Annotated in this window: 16 protein-coding genes and 1 pseudogene; 10 read left to right on the plus strand and 7 right to left on the minus strand. The window is 63.6% G+C overall.

Annotated features, from left to right (window positions below; all coding sequences use genetic code 11):
• The first annotated feature begins 95 nt into the window (after nucleotides 1-95).
• Nucleotides 96-335 (plus strand): hypothetical protein, encoded by a 240-nt coding sequence (locus C8K18_RS25435; RefSeq protein WP_006048127.1) that lies wholly within the window; start codon nucleotides 96-98, stop codon nucleotides 333-335.
• 25 nt (nucleotides 336-360) lie between these two features.
• Here C8K18_RS25435 and rfaE2 read toward each other — a convergent pair whose 3' ends face one another.
• The 6 genes from rfaE2 to C8K18_RS25465 all read right to left on the minus strand — a co-directional run bounded on the left by rfaE2 (nucleotide 361) and on the right by C8K18_RS25465 (nucleotide 7,003).
• The gene (gene rfaE2 / locus C8K18_RS25440; protein WP_029969621.1) at nucleotides 361-843 is read right to left on the minus strand and encodes a D-glycero-beta-D-manno-heptose 1-phosphate adenylyltransferase; all 483 of its coding nucleotides are present in this window, start codon (nucleotides 841-843) and stop codon (nucleotides 361-363) included.
• A 213-nt stretch (nucleotides 844-1,056) separates the two neighbouring features.
• The gene (locus tag C8K18_RS25445) at nucleotides 1,057-1,929 is read right to left on the minus strand and encodes a hypothetical protein (protein ID WP_006048129.1); all 873 of its coding nucleotides are present in this window, start codon (nucleotides 1,927-1,929) and stop codon (nucleotides 1,057-1,059) included.
• Between the two features lie 591 nt (nucleotides 1,930-2,520).
• Nucleotides 2,521-3,405 carry a PhaM family polyhydroxyalkanoate granule multifunctional regulatory protein gene (locus C8K18_RS25450; protein WP_107709261.1) on the minus strand — a complete coding sequence of 295 codons (885 nt, stop codon included), beginning with the start codon at nucleotides 3,403-3,405 and terminating at the stop codon, nucleotides 2,521-2,523.
• Between the two features lie 268 nt (nucleotides 3,406-3,673).
• Nucleotides 3,674-4,525 (minus strand): enoyl-CoA hydratase/isomerase family protein, encoded by an 852-nt coding sequence (locus tag C8K18_RS25455; protein WP_029969614.1) that lies wholly within the window; start codon nucleotides 4,523-4,525, stop codon nucleotides 3,674-3,676.
• A gap of 60 nt (nucleotides 4,526-4,585) precedes the next feature.
• Nucleotides 4,586-5,887, minus strand: a complete 1,302-nt coding sequence (locus C8K18_RS25460; protein ID WP_107709259.1) for an ABC transporter substrate-binding protein — start codon at nucleotides 5,885-5,887, stop codon at nucleotides 4,586-4,588.
• A gap of 132 nt (nucleotides 5,888-6,019) precedes the next feature.
• Nucleotides 6,020-7,003, minus strand: coding sequence for a fumarylacetoacetate hydrolase family protein (locus C8K18_RS25465; protein WP_107709257.1), 984 nt, complete (start codon nucleotides 7,001-7,003; stop codon nucleotides 6,020-6,022).
• 163 nt (nucleotides 7,004-7,166) lie between these two features.
• Between C8K18_RS25465 and C8K18_RS25470 the strand changes: the two genes are divergently transcribed.
• From C8K18_RS25470 to C8K18_RS33840, 7 genes and pseudogenes are all read left to right on the plus strand, one after another.
• A complete protein-coding gene (locus tag C8K18_RS25470) occupies nucleotides 7,167-8,054 on the plus strand; it encodes an IclR family transcriptional regulator (protein ID WP_107709255.1) in 888 nt (295 codons plus the stop codon).
• Nucleotides 8,055-8,096: 42 nt separating this feature from the next.
• Nucleotides 8,097-9,419: a DUF3108 domain-containing protein gene (locus C8K18_RS25475; RefSeq protein WP_107709253.1), complete on the plus strand. Its 1,323-nt coding sequence runs from the start codon at nucleotides 8,097-8,099 to the stop codon at nucleotides 9,417-9,419.
• Between the two features lie 204 nt (nucleotides 9,420-9,623).
• Nucleotides 9,624-10,418 carry an alpha/beta fold hydrolase gene (locus C8K18_RS25480; RefSeq protein ID WP_006048136.1) on the plus strand — a complete coding sequence of 265 codons (795 nt, stop codon included), beginning with the start codon at nucleotides 9,624-9,626 and terminating at the stop codon, nucleotides 10,416-10,418.
• Between the two features lie 111 nt (nucleotides 10,419-10,529).
• Nucleotides 10,530-10,787 (plus strand): DUF3567 domain-containing protein, encoded by a 258-nt coding sequence (locus tag C8K18_RS25485; protein WP_006048137.1) that lies wholly within the window; start codon nucleotides 10,530-10,532, stop codon nucleotides 10,785-10,787.
• Nucleotides 10,788-11,094: 307 nt separating this feature from the next.
• Nucleotides 11,095-12,165 carry a homocysteine S-methyltransferase family protein gene (locus tag C8K18_RS25490; protein WP_006048138.1) on the plus strand — a complete coding sequence of 357 codons (1,071 nt, stop codon included), beginning with the start codon at nucleotides 11,095-11,097 and terminating at the stop codon, nucleotides 12,163-12,165.
• Between the two features lie 78 nt (nucleotides 12,166-12,243).
• Nucleotides 12,244-14,967: pseudogene (gene metH, locus C8K18_RS25495) on the plus strand (methionine synthase); the annotation flags it as partial.
• A gap of 198 nt (nucleotides 14,968-15,165) precedes the next feature.
• Nucleotides 15,166-15,372 (plus strand): hypothetical protein, encoded by a 207-nt coding sequence (locus C8K18_RS33840; RefSeq protein ID WP_006048141.1) that lies wholly within the window; start codon nucleotides 15,166-15,168, stop codon nucleotides 15,370-15,372.
• 186 nt (nucleotides 15,373-15,558) lie between these two features.
• Here C8K18_RS33840 and C8K18_RS25505 read toward each other — a convergent pair whose 3' ends face one another.
• Nucleotides 15,559-15,885, minus strand: a complete 327-nt coding sequence (locus C8K18_RS25505) for a DUF1840 domain-containing protein (RefSeq protein ID WP_006048142.1) — start codon at nucleotides 15,883-15,885, stop codon at nucleotides 15,559-15,561.
• Between the two features lie 444 nt (nucleotides 15,886-16,329).
• Between C8K18_RS25505 and argS the strand changes: the two genes are divergently transcribed.
• Together argS and C8K18_RS25515 are read left to right on the plus strand one after the other, a co-directional pair.
• Nucleotides 16,330-18,120, plus strand: a complete 1,791-nt coding sequence (argS, locus tag C8K18_RS25510; protein WP_107709252.1) for an arginine--tRNA ligase — start codon at nucleotides 16,330-16,332, stop codon at nucleotides 18,118-18,120.
• 61 nt (nucleotides 18,121-18,181) lie between these two features.
• Entirely contained in the window at nucleotides 18,182-19,009 is an 828-nt protein-coding gene (locus tag C8K18_RS25515) for an SPOR domain-containing protein (RefSeq protein WP_006048144.1), read from the plus strand.
• The last annotated feature ends 107 nt before the right edge of the window (nucleotides 19,010-19,116 follow it).

Genomic DNA, 19,116 nt, shown 5'->3' on the forward strand with positions numbered 1-19,116 from the left:
GCACGGTCGAATATCATCGGCACGGCTCGACGTCGTGGTCCAGCGGCGATACCGGCGGCTAAACTGACTCAGCTTATAGATGGGAAAATAAAACGATGCTGCGCTGGCTGATTGCCATTCTGTTTCTAGCCAACCTTCTGGCATTCGTCGCGGTGCGCGGCGTATTCGGTCCGACGCCCACCGCGAGCGGACGCGAACCCAATCATCTGAGCCGGGAAGTGCATCCCGATGGGCTGAAGGTGCGCCCGATCACTGCCGCCGAGGCGGGCGATCAGGCGGTAGTCGGCGCGCCGGCCCCGGCTGCGCCGATCGCGGCGTCAGCGTTACCGCAATAAAGCACGGTGAAACCGCGCGCCACATTCAACCCTGCGTGCGAACCTTGTTGAGCAGCGCCGTGGTCGAGCGATCGTGCTCGAACGGAATCGCCAACGCCTTACCGCCCCAGCCACGCACGATGGCCGATTCCGGCAACGCATCCATGTCGTAATCGCCGCCCTTCACGAGCACGTCCGGACGCACCGCCGAGATCAGATCGACCGGCGTCTTTTCCGTGAAGCAAACGACGTAATCGACGCTTTCCAGCGCCGCGAGCAGCGCCATGCGGTCGGCTTCGTTGTTGATCGGACGGTCGTCGCCCTTGCCGAGCATGCGCACCGACGCGTCGCTATTCACGCCGACAATCAGGCAAGCGCCTTGGGCTTTGGCATCGGCGAGATAGGTCACATGCCCGCGATGCAGGATGTCGAACACGCCGTTCGTAAAGACGACCGGCGACTTCAGTGAAGGGCGCAATGCGACGAGTGCGTCGCGCGTGAGAATCTTGCGTTCGAAAATGGCAGCCATGAGGATGTGGAAGAGACAGAAGGAGCGCCGTCACGATACACCGCGAGCCGTATCGAGAACGCAAAACCGATCAAAAAGGACCTGACGAAGCCGCGCAGATAGAGCCGATCGAACCGAGTCATGAAACGGAACGGCCCGGCAAGCTGATGCCTGCCGGGCCGTCTTTTTTTACGAATCAGAAGCGTCGAACCGGAACTTACGAGCGCTCAGCCATTAAGCCGGCTGTTCCGCCGATTTCTGGTCGGCCTGCAGGCGCGCCACCACTTCCTTGCGATAGCGGTTCAGTTCCTGCGCGGTGTTGAACGTGCGTTCGAACAGCAGCGACAGATTGTGCAAAATGCGCTCGACGACCTTCTTTTCCCAACCGTCGTCGAAACGGATCTGCTCGTCGAGCCAGCGCTCGAGCCATTCGGGGTCGGGCAGACGCGACTGGATCGTGTCGCGCGGGAACAGCGCCTGATTGACGTGCAGATTCGTGGGATGCAGCGGCTTTTCGGTGCGGCGCGCCGACGCCATCAGGACGCCGATTTTCGCAAACGCAGCGCGCGCGATGTCGCCGGTTTGCACCATCGCCTTCTTCATGTAGCGCAGGTAGGCGCCGCCATGCCGCGCTTCGTCGCGCGAAATGGTTTCGTAGATGTGCTTGATGACCGGCTCGGTGTGCCATTCGGCCGCACGGCGATACCAGTGATTCAGGCGGATTTCGCCGCAGAAGTGCAGCATCAGCGTTTCGAGCGGCGGCGCCGGATCGAATTCGAAGCGCACGGCGTGCAGTTCTTCTTCGGTGGGGCACATTTCGGGCTTGAAGCGGCGCAGGTATTCCATCAGCACCAGCGAATGCTTTTGCTCTTCGAAGAACCACACGCTCATGAACGCGGAAAAATCGCTGTCGTGATGGTTGTCACGCAAGAACATTTCCGTGGCGGGCAGCGCCGACCATTCGGTGATCGCGTTCATCTTGATCGTCGCGGCCTGCTCGTCGGTCAATAGCGATGCATCGAACTTGTCCCAGGGAATGTCTTTCTCCATGTCCCATCGAACGGATTCGAGCGATTTATAAAGTTCCGGATAAAGCATGGTGTTCATAGTCCCACCCCTGTTCTGCACATACTGTGTGTGTCTGTCACTACTACGTGTAGCACTCTTGCTGACGACGAACCTGGTGCACCGGGCGTTGTGCCCGAATGCCGCGCCGTTCGCCGGCCAAAGCTTCAATTTTACGCGGTAACCGGCCGCCTGGATGCACGGGCAGCGAAGAAGTCCGGGCGCTTGCGCGAAGAGCGGCTAACGCAAAATTTGCATGCTCAACGTTACGCGCTGCGCGGCCAACCGTGGGTGAGGGATACCCTATGCCTGAGGTCGAGCCAGTCTGCGATGAAAACCGCACCGTCCAGCCCTGCGCCGGTCCTGCCGGCGGCGAATGGAGCAAGGGCGGCTGGATTGGTTGTTTTTCCGCGCACGCCCAAAAGCCAAACAAATACCTTCCAATGATAGCACGCTGATTTGCCCAAACCCGCGCGGGAACAGACGCAATTCCGGTGCCCGCTTGACGTGTCTCAATGACGCGCGCAATCGGCGGAGTGTGACGGGCGATCGGGGACAAAAGCGTGACAGTCGGCGATTTCCGTTGTTGTTTGCAGCCGACAGTCGATGCGCGCCGCCGTCCGGCGCGCGTGCTTACAGTGACTTTTTCGGCGCTTTCGACGCGTTGCTGCCGGTGCCGGCGGCGGTGCGCTTCGTTGCGGTCGGCGCTCGCTTCGCCGCGGGACGCTTGGCGGCAGACTCAGCGCTGCCGCTCGATCCACCGGACGCCGCGGCTGCCGCTGCAACGTCCGCCGGCGATGGACGCGGCACATCCGTCGCGCCGCCTACCGCTTCGCTTGCCTCGTCCAAGTGGTCTTCCGTCGATGCCGCCTGCGCGCCGCCGCTCGTGGCCGCGCCGGCAGCGCTCGCTGCGCCGGCCGCCGGCTGCGTCATCGCGAACTGGGCGATCTGATTGAATTGCGATTGCAGCAGATTCCACCATGCCGATGCATCGAAGCTCGGCGTGGCGGGCTCGGCTTGCTCATCGCTCGCAGATTCAGCGGCGCTCGCGCTTTCCGCCGAACTGGAGGCCGAAGCCGACGCCGGCGAATTCGGCCAGCCGCTCGCCGCCGACGGGCTCGGCGCGGGCGCCGGCGACTGCGCTTCGGCCGCCGCCGCAGGCTGCGCCATCGACTGTTGCGCGAACGCGCCGAACGCACGCAGCGTCGCAAGCGTCGCGCGCTGCACCTCGAGCGCCTGAATCGCGGACTGCAGCATGCTCAGGTTCAGCTTGAGCCACTGCTCGACGGCGCGCATGTCGGTGATGCGCTTGTCGAGTTCCTCGACATTGGTGAGCGGCGCCATCATGTCGGACATCATCGACAGCGATGGGCCGAGGCCCGCGCCCGGCTGCGCGCCAGAAAACGCGGAGCCGAACGGCGACAGGCGCATCATGCCCCACATGCTCTCGAGCATGTCGGCGGGCGGAAAACCAGGGAAGCCAGGAAACGGCGGCGTTGAGCCAGGTGTGTCGGTCATGCTTGTCGCCTCGCTGCATTAACTGAAAAAGCACGGAACAAAGAGCGCACAAACGCGCTGAGTACCGCGCACACGCATCTGAATCTGATCATACCGCGCGCGGCGTTGCCTGATCGCACGGTGGCTGTCGCCGTTTTCGCGACGCGCTGATGCCGCCAGATCGGGCCGCGGCCCCAAGCGTACTCACCATGCGCCGCCTCTACCCAATCACGCCACGGCTCTCATGGTGAGCATCACGCGCAGGAGCCGTCAGACCGAGCCGCCGCTCTCACCGCTCGCGCCACGGATCGGCGCCGCCGAAATCCGGCGCGCGCCGCTCGCGCAGCGAGTTCACGCCTTCGCGCACGTCGGGCCCCGCGAAGCCCATGAACTCCAACGCAAGCGACGTATCGAACGCCGGGCCGGCCGAGCGCAGCCAGTTGTTCAACGCATACTTGGTCCAGCGGATCGCCGTCTGCGAGCCGTGCGCAAGCCTTTGCGCGACTTCGAATGCTTTGGGCAGCAGATCGTTTTCGTCGACGGCAAGCGAGACGAGGCCGATGCGCTCCGCCTCCGCGCCGCTCACCGGCTCGCACAGCATCAGGTAGTACTTGGCCTTCGCCATGCCGCACAAAAGCGGCCAGACAATCGCCGCATGGTCGCCGGCAGCGACACCGAGCCGCGTGTGCCCGTCGATGATGCGTGCCGTTTTCGACGCGATCGAAATATCCGCAAGCAACCCGGCGACAAGTCCCGCACCGACCGCCGGACCATGCATCGCCGAGACAATCGGTTTGCTGCAATTGATCACGTTATAGACGAGGTCGCGAGCCTCGCGCCACACGCGTGCGCGCACATCGAAATCGGTCGCCATGTCTTCGACGAGTTGCAGATCGCCGCCCGCCGAAAAGCCCTTGCCCTCGCCGCGAATAATCGCGACGCGCGTGTCGGGATCGCGGTCGATGTCGCGCCAGATTTCCGCAAGCTCGTAATGCATGCGCGCGTCCGCGGTGGCGAGCGCGCTTTTGTTAGCGCCTTCGCCGCTCATCACCACTTCAAGTACGCCGTGCTGATGGCGACGCAGTCGAAGCGACCGGTAGTGTGCGTAAAACGCGTCGTTGCTGTGAGCTTGCTCTGACATGGCGATCGATCCGTGTGTCGGTAAAGGCGCGCGTGGCGCGCGTCGTGAGTCGATTTAACGCTAACGCGGCTGATAAACCCACTTGCCGTTCCTGATTTCGACCATCACGCGTGCGCGCTGATCGAGACCGAGGTGGTCCGTGGGGCTCATGTTGACGACGCCGTTGGTGTCCGCGAGACCGTGCGTGGTTTCGAGCGCGTCGCGCAACGCGCGGCGGAACTCGGGCGTGCCCGGCGAGGCCGCCTTCAATGCGATCGGCACGGCATGATTGAGCAGCATGCCCGCGTCCCAGGTGTAGGAGCCGAACGCCGACACCGTGCCTGCGCCACGCAGCGCCTCGAAACGCGCGATGTAATCGAGTGCAAGACGCTTCGCCGGATGATCCGCCGGCAATTGCGCCGCCACCAGCACCGGGCTCGCGGGCAGGAACGTGCCGTTGCAATCGGCGCCGCACACGCGCAGGAAGTCGTTGTTGCCCACGCCGTGATTGTGATAGATCAGCCCTTTGTAGCCGCGCTCGCGCAGCGTCTTCGGCGGCAGTGCGGCGGGTGTGCCGGCCGCGCCGACCACGACGGCATCGGGATGCGTCGCGAGGATTTTCAGCACCTGGCCGGTCACGCTCGGATCGGTGCGGTTAAAGCGCTCGCTCGCCACCATCTGCATGTGATGCAGTTGCGCGAACTTCGCGACTTCGTTGTAAAAAGTCTCGCCGAGCGCGTCCGCCTGGCCGATGAACGCGACCGTTTTAACGCCGCGCGTGCTCGCGTGCTCGGCAATCGCCGAGGCCATCATCGCGTCCGTTTGCGGGGTCTTGAATACCCAGTGGCGTTTCGCATCCACGGGCTCGATGATTTTCGCCGACGACGCCAGCGAGATCATCGGCGTCGTTCCGTCGGCGACCACGTCGATCATCGCGAGCGAATTCGGCGTGATCGAAGAACCGATGATCGCGTCGACGTGATTTTCGGAGATCAGCTTCTTCGTGTCCTGCACGGCCTGCGTCGTGTCCGATGCATCGTCGAGCACGATGTATTCGACGCTCTGCCCGCCGATCTGTTTAGGCAGCAAGCTCGCCGTGTCGCGCGCGGGAATGCCGAGCGACGCGGCCGGTCCTGTCAGCGACAGCACGAGCCCGATCTTGACCTGAGCAAGCGCGACGGCGGGCGACAGTGCGGCAAACATCGCGAACAAAATCGCCGGGCGACGCACAAGAGGCATCAAGCGCAGAAACCAGGCAAACCGCTTCTCCTGTCGCGCAACCTGCTGCGCGAACCGCTCCGCGAACTCGCGCCCTATGCCCGCACGCGCGGGCTGCCCGCAAGCGCCCGCCATCCCCGCTTCCAACGATCCAGCTCGCCGCATGGTGTCTCCTCACATGAGAGTTTTTGTTCTGCTTCGTTCTAATCATCCGCCGATGCCGCCGCGCCAGTCAGTGTAGCGGCGCGCGATGGCAGCGGCATCGGGCGAAACCCTTTCGGACCGGCGCGTGCCGCGTCAGTCGAGCGGTGCGATGCTCTGCTCGATGGAACCGAAGATCGACTTACCCGCTTCGTCGAACATTTCGATTTTCACCGTGTCGCCGTACTTCATGAACTCGGTCTGCGGCGCGCCGTGCTCGATGGTCTCGAGGCAGCGCTTTTCGGCGATACAACAATAGCCGCGCTTCGCGTCCTTGTTCGACACCGTGCCCGAGCCGACAATCGCGCCCGCTCGCAAATTGCGCGTTTTCGCCGCGTGCGCGATCAGTTGGCCGAAGTGAAACACCATGTCGGTGCCGGCATCCGGCTGGCCGACTTTCTTGCCGTTCCAATGGACGATCATCGGCCGATGCACGCGGCCTTCGCGCCAATGCTCGCCGAGTTCGTCGGGCGTGACCGCAACCGGCGCAAACGACGTGGCCGGCTTGCTCTGGAAAAAGCCAAAGCCCTTCGCGAGTTCGGCGGGAATCAGATTGCGCAGCGAGACGTCGTTGACGAGCGTGATGAGGCGCACGCTTCTGAGCGCCTGGTCGGGCGTGGCGCCCATCGGCACGTCGCTCGTGATGACGGCAACTTCCGCCTCGAAGTCGATGCCGAACGCTTCGGACGCACACACCACGTCGTCTTTCGGGCCGATGAAATCGTCGCTGCCGCCCTGGTACATCAGCGGATCGGTCCAGAATTCCGGCGGCATTTCCGCGCCGCGCGCGCGCCGCACGAGTTCGACATGATTCACATACGCGGAGCCGTCGGCCCATTGGAACGCGCGCGGCAGCGGCGCCATGCAGTCGCTCGCGTCGAACGAAAACGTGTTGCGCGCGCGGCCCTGATTGAGCGCGTCGTACAGGTCGAGCAATTGCGGCGCGTAGAAGGCCCAGTCGTCGAGCACGCGCTGCAACGTGGGCGCGATCGCGTCGGCGACGGCAGCGGTATGCAGATCGCGGGACACGACAATCAGTTGGCCGTCGCGCGTGCCGTCCTTCAGCGTGGCAAGTTTCATGGAGGAATGAACCGTGTTAGTGACGATAAGGGGAATCTATTCTACGATGGTGAATCGGCGCCGCCCAAGTCCGGCGCGCCCTGGCCGGCAAGACGCGCATTGCATGCGCGCCGCAGCCGGTTCTTCCTACATTGCTTTTGAACGCGCTTAGCGCCCTTTGCTCATGCCGCACACTGCCCGCTCCGGCGCCATTGCTCACGATGCTGACGCCGCTGCCGAACCGCTCGACGCATCGGAAGCGCCCGACACCGACGACGCCGGCGAAGAAAAACTGCGCTCGGGAATCCAGTCGATCGAAGTCGGCTTCAAGCTGCTCGACGTGCTCACTCACGAGCCGCGCGCGATGATGTTGCGCGATCTCGCGCAGCGCGCGGGCATGAGTCCGGCGAAAGCGCACCGCTATCTGGTGAGCTTTTTGCGGCTTGGCGTCGTCGCGCAAGACCCGTTGTCGGGGCGCTATGAACTCGGCGGCTTCGCGTTGCAACTCGGACTCGCGCGGCTTGCGCGCGTCGACGGCGTGAAGCTCGCGCGTATCGCGCTCGCCGAATTGCGCGACCGCCTGGACCTGACGGTCGGCATCGCCGTGTGGGGCAACCAGGGGCCGACCATGGTCCACTGGATGGAGTCGAGCCACCCGGCAAAAGCGTCGCTCAAGCTCGGCGACGTGATGCCGCTCCTCAGTTCCGCGACCGGCTTGCTCTTCGCGGCCTATCTGCCCACAGGCAAAACCGCAGCGATGCTCGAGCGCGAGTTGGCCGACACGCGCCGCTCGTCGCATATCGGCGTGCCGCGCACGCGCGAGGAAGTCGAACGCGCGCTCGCGGAAGTGCGCGAGCACGAAGCGGCGCGCGTCGAAGGCATGCTGCTGCCGACCATCCACGCGTTCTGCATGCCGGTGTTCGACTCGACCGGCGAGCTTGCGCTCGGCCTCGTCGCGCTCGGTCACGAAGGCGCGTTCGACATTAGCTGGGGCGGCGAGATCGACACGGCCCTGCGCGAATGCGCGCGCAAGCTGTCGTACGAGCTGGGGTATAGTCCGACGCCTCGCTAAAGCGCACGCCGCTTTCCGTCCGCCTCGCCCATTTTTCCGCCGATGGCCTTCCCTTTCGCCGCACGTTCCGCCGAAGCCACTGTCACGCCGCCAGACGAGCCGCGCGCCCGTTCGCGCATCTGGCGATGGATCGTCGTGCTGCTCGTCGTGGGCGTGCTTCACTGGATCGCCGCGCAATGGGTCGAGCGTCATCGCGCAACCCTGAATCCTTCGGATGACGAACACGTGCCCGTGCAGGTCGCGCTTCTGAAGCCCGAACGTATCGAGCGCAATCCGGCGGCCGTGCCGCCCGCGCCGGCCGCGCAGCCGGCGACGCGCAAGCCCGCCGCGAGCAAGCCGCGAGAACATGTGCTGACAGCAATGCAATCGGCCGAACGGGCGGCAATGCAAGCGGCGAGCGCTGCATCGGACGCCGCGGCGAGCGCGGCCGCCGCAAACGCGATGCCCGCGAGTTCCGCGAGTTCCGCGAGTTCAGCGAGTTCCGCGAGCGGCGCGTCGGCAAATGCGAGCGCAACGTCAAACGCATCGGCAAACGCAAACTCGCCGCAACCGGCTCCCGGCGCAAAGTTCTCTGTCCCGCCGTCCGGCGATCTTCAATACGACACGTTTTACAACGGCGTGCGCAATCAGCCCGGCACCATCCATTGGACGAGCAGCGGCGAGCGCTACGAAATGGTGGTTTCGGTGCCCTTACCTTTTGTCGGTACGTTCGTCTATTCGAGTCATGGCCGTATCGACGCATTCGGTCTCGCGCCGGAGCAATACGTGGAAAAACGCGGCCATCGCGCGGAAGACATTTCAATCTTCAACCGCGCCGACCGGAAAATCGCCTTCACGCGCACGCCGGCCACCTTGCCGCTGCCCGACGGCGCACAGGACCGCTTCAGCATGGTGATGCAGTTGGCGAGTCTCGTGCGCGGCGACCCGACTGCGTACAAGCCGGGCGTCACGCGGCAGTTCTTCGTGGTGGACAGCGACAGCGGCGAGAACTGGCCGGTCGAGACCATCGGCGACGAAACCATCCGCACCGCGCAGGGCTACCTCGAAACGCGCCATTTCAAACGCCTGCCGCGTCGCGAGGGCGATCAGCGCCGCATCGACGTATGGCTCGCGCCTTCGCTCGGCTGGCTGCCCGCGCGGATCGTGCAGACGGAGCCGAACGGCACGCAATTCGAGCTGGTGTGGCGTGGCAAGCTGAATGCGGATAACGGCGCTGGCGCTGGCGTGGGCACCGGCACCGATTCGCCGGATGGGTCCGCCAATACCTCGCCTTCCGCTGCGCCCGCAGCGGCACCCGAGCCAGCACCGCCCTCACCGGTCGACTCGACCGCTCCCGACGACACTTCCGGCAACATCAAGCCATAACGACATGCCATTCGGCTAAACGCGCAAAGGCAAGCGCCGCACCCGAATGGTGCCTCTGACATTCCGCGAAACTTCCGCCTGGCCGCCGACTCTTCATCATCTGATGCAACCGTTCGGCGGGCCGCTGCGCACAAACGCCAGGCAGCGACATGCAACAACCAGCGCCGACGGACTCTCCCACTGCATTCCCTCGAAGGAGCTTGCATGCAAGTGAACATCAACGGTATCGAGACACGCTACGTGTTGAGCAATGAAGGTGGTGGCCCGTGGCTGACGTTCATTCATCAGCTCGGCGGCGATCTGTCGGTCTGGGACCAACTCGCCGGCTATTTCCGCGACGATTACACGGTTCTGCGCTACGACGTGCGCGGCCACGGCGAGACGGCGGTATCGAAGGAGCCGTTCACGATTGCCGATCTCGCCGGCGACCTCGCCGCACTGCTCGATGCGCTCGGCGCACCGAGCACGCACCTCGTGGGCATGTCGATGGGCGGCATGATCGCCCAGCAGTTCGCGCTCGATCACCCTTCGCGCGTGGACACGCTCACTATTGCTGACAGCAGCGCCGCCAATCTCCCTGAAGCCCGCCCGCTATGGGATCAACGCGCCGCGAGCGCGCGCCGGGACGGCATGGCATCGCTTGCGCCCGCCACGCTCGAGCGCTGGCTGACGCCTGAGTTTCGCAGCGCGCATCCCGAAGCCGTCGAGCCGATCCGCGAGGCGCTCGTGCGCACGTTGCCGGAAGGCTACGCCCTGGCGTGCGAAGCGCTGCGCGATTTCGATGTACGGGGTAAGCTGGGAAGCATTCGCTGCGCAACCCTGGTGGTGGCTGGACGCCACGACACGGGCACGGCGCCTGCTGCTAGTCAGGCAATAGCAGATGCCATTGAAGGCGCGCAGTTCGAATTGCTCGACGCCGCTCATCTCGCGCCTGTCGAGCAGTCCCAACGGTTTGCCGCACTGCTTGAAACGTTTCTTGAAGGCCGGTCTAACCGGTAGGTTCGGAACTTTTACATGCGTCAATCCGGACCCACCCCTTGAATTCCAGACCACAAGCTCCACGTAAGGCGCAGGAACGGCCAGGAGCCAACGGAAATAAGGAGTGTCGCCATGCAAATGATCTACAACAGCCCCAACTATTGTGTCGTCGAATTTCCGCCGCAGGAAGGTCCGCTGGCCATGAAATCGGGTGGCTATGAGATCGTCGACAAGAACATGCAGCGCGAGATTTACATCGACGGTGCAATGGCGGCGCGGTTTCGCGAGAGCGTGCAGAAGCTGATCGAAGAGGAACCGTCGCTCGATGAGGTCGACGAATTCCTCGGCCAGTTCGACAGCCTGATGCATCAGCCGGTCATTCTTCACTAACCGCAAGGAGTGCAGGAAGCGCCAAGGTTTTTGGCGTTGCGAGCATCTCGACGTTGTTGGCGACATTTGCCGACGCCGCCGCCGGGCTTCACGGGCGGGCTTCACGAGGCGGTCGGTTTTAATGGAATCGGTTCAGCGGGCTTAAGGCGCGCTGGACCGTTTTCTTTTGCAAAGCGCGTTTCGCGCGGCCGGGCGCGCTGTGTCGTCCAGTGCCGCCACGTGCCGCCCAGTGCCGCGCCCGGCGCGATAGCCCGGCTGCGGCTACAATGACAGGTCCCAAAAAAGCCGGCCCAAGCCATCGTCAGCCATGAACCAGCCTGCCCAAACCGTCAAGCCTATCCGTCCCGAGCGCGATTACACGCGCGGCGCGACACTGCCCGCGCTGCTCAAGTCGCGCATCCTGATTCTGGACGGCGCGATGGGTACGATGATCCAGCGCTACAAGCTCGACGAAGCACGCTATCGCGGCGAGCGCTTTGCGGACTACGGACGCGACATCAAGGGCAACAACGAACTGCTGTCCATCACGCAACCGCAGATCATCAGCGAGATTCACGAGCAGTATCTGGCTGCGGGCGCCGACATCATCGAAACGAATACGTTCGGCGCGACCACCGTCGCGCAGGCCGACTACGGAATGGAAGCGCTTGCAGTCGAGATGAATCTCGAGTCGGCGAAACTCGCGCGCGCCGCGTGCGACAAGTATTCGACGCCCGACAAACCGCGCTTTGTCGCCGGCGCAATCGGACCGACGCCGAAGACCGCGAGCATTTCGCCTGACGTGAACGATCCGGGCGCGCGCAATGTCACGTTCGACGAACTGCACGCCGCCTATTACCAGCAGGCGAAAGCGTTGCTCGACGGCGGCGCCGACCTGTTCCTCGTCGAAACGATCTTCGACACGCTCAATGCCAAAGCCGCGCTGTTCGCGCTCGACGAACTGTTCGAAGACACCGGCGAGCGTCTGCCCATCATGATTTCGGGCACGGTCACGGACGCCTCGGGGCGCATCCTCTCGGGGCAAACCGTCGAGGCGTTCTGGAACTCGCTGCGCCACGCGAAGCCGCTTACGTTCGGCCTGAACTGCGCGTTGGGCGCGGCGCTGATGCGTCCGTACATCGCCGAACTGGCGAAGCTGTGCGACACCTACGTGTCGTGCTATCCGAACGCGGGCTTGCCGAATCCGATGAGCGATACGGGCTTCGACGAATTGCCGGCTGACACCTCGGGCCTGCTGAAGGAATTTGCCGAAGCGGGTCTCGTGAATATCGCCGGCGGCTGCTGCGGCACGACGCCGGAGCACATCGCGGCGATCGCCCGCGCGCTTGCCGAAGTGAAGCCGCGCAAGTGGCCGACGCAATACCGCGACGCCGCCTGAGCGGCATCAGAAAACAGCCGCCGCTCAAGCCGCATCAGGCACCCAGGCCGCACCTAACGCACGCAATCGACTCGCACCTACGCCATGACCGATCACACCATGCGCCTTGCCGGCCTCGAGCCGTTCAACGTCACGTCCGGGACGCTTTTCATCAACGTTGGCGAACGTACCAACGTGACGGGCTCGAAAGCCTTCGCGCGAATGATTCTGAACGACCAGTTCGACGAGGCGATTGCCGTCGCGCGTCAGCAGGTCGAGAACGGCGCGCAGGTGATCGACGTCAACATGGACGAGGCGATGCTCGATTCGAAAGCGGCGATGGTGCGCTTCATGAATCTGATCGCGTCGGAGCCGGACATTGCGCGCGTGCCGATCATGATCGACTCGTCGAAGTGGGAAGTGATCGAAGCGGGCCTGAAATGCGTGCAAGGCAAGGCGATCGTCAACTCGATCTCGCTGAAGGAAGGCGAAGAGGCTTTCCGCCATCACGCGAAACTGATTCGCCGCTACGGCGCGGCAGCCGTGGTGATGGCCTTCGACGAACAAGGCCAGGCCGACACGTTCGAGCGCAAGACGCAGATCTGCAAACGCTCGTATGACTTTCTCGTGAACGAAGTGGGCTTCCCGCCGGAAGACATCATCTTCGATCCGAACATCTTCGCGATTGCCACGGGCATCGAAGAGCACAACAACTACGCGGTCGACTTCATCAACGCGACGCGCTGGATCAAGCAGAACCTGCCGTACGCGAAGGTGAGCGGCGGCGTGTCGAACGTGTCGTTCTCGTTCCGCGGCAACGATCCGGTGCGCGAAGCGATTCACACCGTGTTCCTGTATCACGCGATTCAGGCCGGCATGGACATGGGCATCGTGAATGCGGGCCAGCTCGGCGTGTATGCGGATCTGGATGCGGAACTGCGCGAACGCGTCGAAGACGTCGTGCTGAATCGCCGCGCGGACGGCACCGATCGTCTGCTGGAAGTCGCCGACAAATACAAAACCGGCGCAGCGAAGAAAGAAGAAAACCTGGAGTGGCGCAATCAGCCGGTCGAGAAGCGCCTGTCGCATGCGCTCGTGCACGGGATCACGAACTTCATCGTCGAAGATACTGAGGAAGTGCGCGCGAAGATCGCGGCGCAAGGCGGCCGCCCGATCAATGTGATCGAAGGCCCGCTGATGGACGGCATGAACATCGTCGGCGATCTGTTCGGTCAGGGCAAGATGTTCCTGCCGCAAGTCGTCAAGTCGGCGCGCGTGATGAAGCAGGCGGTCGCGCATCTGATCCCGTTCATCGAAGAAGAAAAGAAGCAGCTCGCGGCCGCGGGCGGCGACGTGCGCGCGAAGGGCAAGATCGTGATCGCCACCGTGAAGGGCGACGTGCACGACATCGGCAAGAACATTGTGTCGGTGGTGCTTCAGTGCAATAACTTCGAAGTGGTCAACATGGGCGTGATGGTCCCGTGCAACGACATTCTCGCGAGGGCGAAAGTGGAAGGCGCGGACATCATCGGACTGTCGGGCTTGATCACGCCGAGTCTCGAGGAAATGGCCTACGTTGCGTCTGAAATGCAGCGCGACGACTACTTCCGCGTGAAGAAGATTCCGCTGCTGATCGGCGGCGCAACCACCTCGCGCGTGCATACGGCCGTGAAGATCGCGCCGCATTACGAAGGGCCGGTCGTGTATGTGCCGGACGCGTCGCGCTCGGTATCGGTCGCATCGAGCCTCTTGTCCGACGAAGGCGCGGCCAAGTACCTCGACGAACTGAAGGCCGACTACGATCGCATTCGCAATCAGCACGCGAACAAGAAAGCGCTGCCGATGGTCACGCTCGCCGAAGCCCGCGCGAACAAGACGCCGATCGACTGGAAGAGCTATCAGCCGGTCAAGCCGAAGTTCATCGGCCGGCGCGTGTTCAAGAACTTCGATCTGAACGAACTCGCGAACTATATCGACTGGGGTCCGTTCTTCCAGACGTGGGATCTGGCCGGTCCCTACCCCGCGATTCTGAACGACGAGATCGTCGGCGAATCGGCGCGGCGCGTGTTTTCGGACGGCAAGTCGATGCTCGCGCGCCTGATCCAGGGCCGCTGGCTGCAAGCGAACGGCGTGATTGCGCTGCTGCCGGCCAACACCGTGAACGACGACGACATCGAAATCTATACCGACGATTCGCGCAGCGAAGTTGCGCTGACATGGCGCAATCTGCGGCAGCAAAGCGTGCGGCCGGTGGTCGATGGCGTGATGCGGCCGAACCGCTCGCTTGCCGACTTTATCGCGCCGAAAGATTCGGGCGTGGCCGACTACATCGGCATGTTCGCGGTCACGGCGGGTCTGGGCGTCGACGTGAAGGAAAAGCAGTTCGAGAAGGATCACGACGACTACAGCGCGATCATGCTGAAGGCGCTTGCCGACCGTTTCGCCGAAGCCTTCGCCGAAGCGCTGCATGCGCGCGTGCGACGCGACTTGTGGGGCTACGCGAGCAACGAGACGCTTGCGAACGACGAACTCATCGCCGAAAAGTATCGCGGCATTCGCCCGGCGCCCGGCTATCCGGCGTGCCCGGATCATCTGGTCAAGCGCGACATGTTCGACGTGCTGCAGGCGAATGAAATCGGCATGACCGTAACGGAATCGCTCGCGATGCTGCCTGCGGCGAGCGTCTCCGGTTTCTATCTCGCGCATCCGGACAGCACTTATTTCTCGGTGGGCAAGATCGGCCAGGACCAATTGGAAGATTACGCGCAGCGCATGTCGCTCTCGAAGGCGGATGCCGAACGCGCGTTGGCGCCGTTGCTATAAGCCGTTCCGGCAAGGCAGCGTTGAATGCATCGATGAGCCGAGCCGGCGTGGCGCGAAACCCACTATATCCGGCGAGAAAGACTGAATATTTGCGGCAACGTAATTTTCGGCTTTGTAGACTGAGGCGGCTTGACCCGCCAGACGCAACCAGAATGCGTCGGCTCATCTAATTGCAACCGTCAACGGAGAGAAAATCATATGAAGAAGCTGGCGCTGTTATTGACCGCTGTTTCGTTTGCCGTGGGCGCTTCGGCGGCGCTCGCACAAACCGCCGCTCCGGCCGCATCGAGTTCGGTCAGTTCGTATTCGCCGCCCACGACGAAACACGTCAAGAAGCCGAAGAAGCAGAAAATGAAAAAGGGCGCGTCAGCTCCCGCGGTTGCTCCGGAAGCCGCAAGCCAGTAAACCGCTTTCGCGTTTCTGGCTTGCAAAGAAAATGAGCCCGCTTCGAGCGGGCTCATTTTTTGGCGCCGTACATACATTGGACACGGCGACAGGCCGTGAGTCACAGCAAGTGCCGCGGCCACGATGGCCGTGTTTGTCGCCCTGGCCACGACAGTCGCCGCTGCCGTCCCGGCGAACCTGCCTCGACTACAGCCCCCAGACGATGTCCGCGTTTTCCTTCTGGGCGGCGCGCAGCATGTCGAGGAACGGATACGCACGTTGCGCAAGACCCGGCGGAATCTCGTGATGCTCGTGGCCTTCTTCGCCTTCGTGGAAATGGCCGTCGTGTTCGGCGCGTTCCTGCTTGTCGAAGTTGATGGCCGCTTCGAGTTTGGCGATCGCTTCGCCGGTTTCGGCGTGCGTAATCACACCGCGCTCACCGAGGCGCTTGCCGACAATGCCGACCAGATACTGCGCCAGATTCTCGAGCATCATCACATCTGGACAAGCTCGGCATTTGAAAGTAATCAGCATGACAATTCCCTTTTTCGTTATGTTGGCTTCACGCGCAAGCGGAGCCGAAAGCGGCCTCTCGCATGTTCCGTTAGCCGCGCGAACAGACGCGGCGGCCACGGCCCTTGCTGGGCTTCTCATTGAACATATTAGCACCTGCTAAAATCCGTCTGGACGGAAAAGCGCGCCGCATTGCACCGCGCGCGGCAAGGCGCAGCGGCGCGGCCGGCCAGCCGGTTGCGGCCTGCATGCCGCGGCGGCCAAGCCTTCGCCTCGCGGCCGAACGGCGCGCTGATTGCATTGCAGGCAAAGTGCCCAACAGCTCGCCTCGTCATGCCGATATGTCATGACAGACCGCGCCGCCACGCAACCGCCGCTTTCCACGCTTCTGCCGAATCGGCCGCGCTCGAGGCGGCCGGCGCTTCCTCCGTATCACCGGATTGCCTCACTGGACTCGCAACAAGCATGCTGCCCGCACATAAACACACTCTGGAAACACTGCTCGCCGACACGGTGAAGCAGGTCGCTCTCGCCACGCAAGGCGCAACCGAAGCCGCCTTCGTGTCGCCCACCATCGCGCTGGAACGTCCGAAGGTCGCCGCGCACGGCGACGTCGCGTGCAATGTGGCGATGCAACTCGCCAAGCCGCTGCGCGCGAATCCGCGCCAGTTGGCGCAGCAAATCGTCGACACGCTGCTCGCGCAGCCGCAGGCGCAAGGCCTGATCGAATCCGCCGAAGTCGCGGGCCCCGGCTTCATCAACCTGCGTCTTGCCGCTGCGGCCAAGCAGGCGGTGGTCAAGGCCGTGCTCGCGGAGAAAGACGTGCATGGCCGCTCGCAACGCGACGCGGGCAAGCACGTGTTGATCGAGTTCGTCTCCGCGAATCCGACCGGCCCGCTGCACGTCGGCCACGGCCGTCAGGCCGCGCTCGGCGACGCGCTGTCGAACGTGCTGGCCTCGCAAGGCTGGGACGTGCATCGCGAGTTCTATTACAACGACGCCGGCGTGCAGATCGGCACGCTCGCGCTATCCACCCAGGCGCGCGCACGCGGCCTCGCTCCGGGCGACGCCGGCTGGCCCGCTTCCGCGTACAACGGCGAGTACATTGCCGACATCGCGAAAGACTATCTGAACGGCGTCACGGTATCGGCGAGCGACGGCGAGCCCGTCACCGGCGCGCGCGACGTGGAGAATCTCGACGCGATCCGCCGCTTCGCGGTTGCGTATCTGCGCCGCGAGCAGGACATGGACTTGCAGGCGTTCGGCGTGAAGTTCGACCAGTACTACCTGGAGTCGTCGCTTTACACTGAAGGCCGCGTCGAGAAGACGGTGCAGGCGCTCATCACCGCGGGCAAGACCTACGAGCAGGAAGGCGCGCTGTGGCTGCGCACAACCGACGACGGCGACGACAAGGACCGCGTGATGCGCAAGACCGACGGCACGTACACGTACTTCGTGCCCGATGTCGCGTATCACGTCGCAAAGTGGGAGCGCGGCTTCACCAAGGTCATCAACATTCAGGGTTCCGACCACCACGGCACGATCGCGCGCGTGCGCGCCGGGCTGCAAGGTCTCGGCATCGGCATTCCGAAGGGCTATCCCGACTACGTGCTGCACAAGATGGTCACGGTCATGCGCAACGGCGAAGAGGTGAAAATCTCCAAGCGCGCGGGCAGCTACGTGACGGTGCGCGATCTGATCGAATGGTCGGGCGGCGCGCTGCCCGGAACCGAGGCAGCCGTCGATCAGATCGACGAAGAGACGATTCGCCGCGGCCGCGACGCCGTGCGTTTCTTCCTGATCTCGCGCAAGGCCGATACGGAGTTCGTCTTCGACATCGACCTCGCGTTGAAACAAAATGACGAAAACCCCGTGCACTACGTGCAATATGCGCATGCGCGGATCTGCTCGGTCATCGCCGAATGCAAAACTCGCTACGGCGCGGACGAAAGCACGCTTGACAGCGTGGACCTCGCGCCGCTGTCGAGCGAGCGCTCAATGGCCTTGCTGAACAAGCTCGCGGAGTTCCCGGACATGCTGCAACACGCCGCCGACGAACTCGCGCCGCACGCGGTCGCGTTCTATCTGCGCGACCTCGCCGGGGAATTCCACTCGTTCTACAATGACAGAGCCGAACGCGTGCTGGTCGACGATGCGGCCGAACGCAATGCACGCGTCGCGCTGCTCGCAGCCACGCGTCAGGTGCTCGCCAACGGTCTTGCGATCATCGGCGTCTCCGCTCCCGTCAAGATGTAAGTCCTCCGGCGCAACATGCATGCGGCCGTCGTTATAATCGGCGGCCGTTCCAGGATTCTTTTTGCAGGTGATTCATACGATGGCAAAACCACGCCGCACAACAAAGCAATCGAAACAAACCGGGGGTACTTTTCTCGGCATCGTGCTGGGCCTGATTGTCGGCCTCGCGATCGCGGTAGTGGTGGCGCTGTATATCACCCGTGCGCCTACGCCGTTCGTGTCGAAGGTCGCGCCGCCCGCGGCGTCCGAGTCGAGCGCGAGCCAGGCGCAATACGATCCGAACCGTCCGCTGCAAGGCAAAACGCCGGGTCAGCCGGTGCCGCAGGCCGCGCAACCCGCGCCGCCGAACACCGCGCCTGGCCAGACCAACTCGCAGACGCAGTCGGGCATGCTCGAGCAGCCGCAAATCATCGAAGTGCCGCCGACCCTCGGCGGGAACAATAATGCCGCGGGCAATGCCAACGGCACGGCGGTCGCGCCGAAGCCCGCGCCGGATAACGGCAGCAGCGCCACCGCCGCGGTGAAAAAGCCGCAAGCCACGAGCGCGCCGGCTGCAACCACAGCGGGTTCCGCGCCGAAGAGCACGTCGTCGGCGGCGGTCGCGAACGTCAAGCCGGGTTCGGGCGCAGCGCCCGCGCCGGGCGACGCGAACACGGGCTACTTCCTGCAAGTGGGCGCGTACAAAACCGCTGCGGACGCCGAACAGCAACGCGCGCGTCTCGCGTTCCAGGGCTTCGAGTCGAAGGTCACGCAGCGCGATGCGGGCGGGGTCACGTATTATCGCGTGCGTATCGGGCCGTTCTCGAAGTTCGAGGACATGAACGCGAGCCGTCAGCGTCTGTCGGACGCGGGCGTTGACACCGCCGTGATCCGCTTCACCAAACAATAAGCAGCGCGGGACCCGCAGGCAGGCGCCGCCGCCGAACTATCGGCGCGCGGCGCCTGTCACAGGAATCGCAAGCAAGATAAGCACAGTAAGCACGATTGAGCATGATT

The sequence above is a fragment of the Paraburkholderia sp. GV068 genome (assembly GCF_003058125.1).
In the GTDB taxonomy this organism is placed as follows: domain Bacteria; phylum Pseudomonadota; class Gammaproteobacteria; order Burkholderiales; family Burkholderiaceae; genus Paraburkholderia; species Paraburkholderia graminis.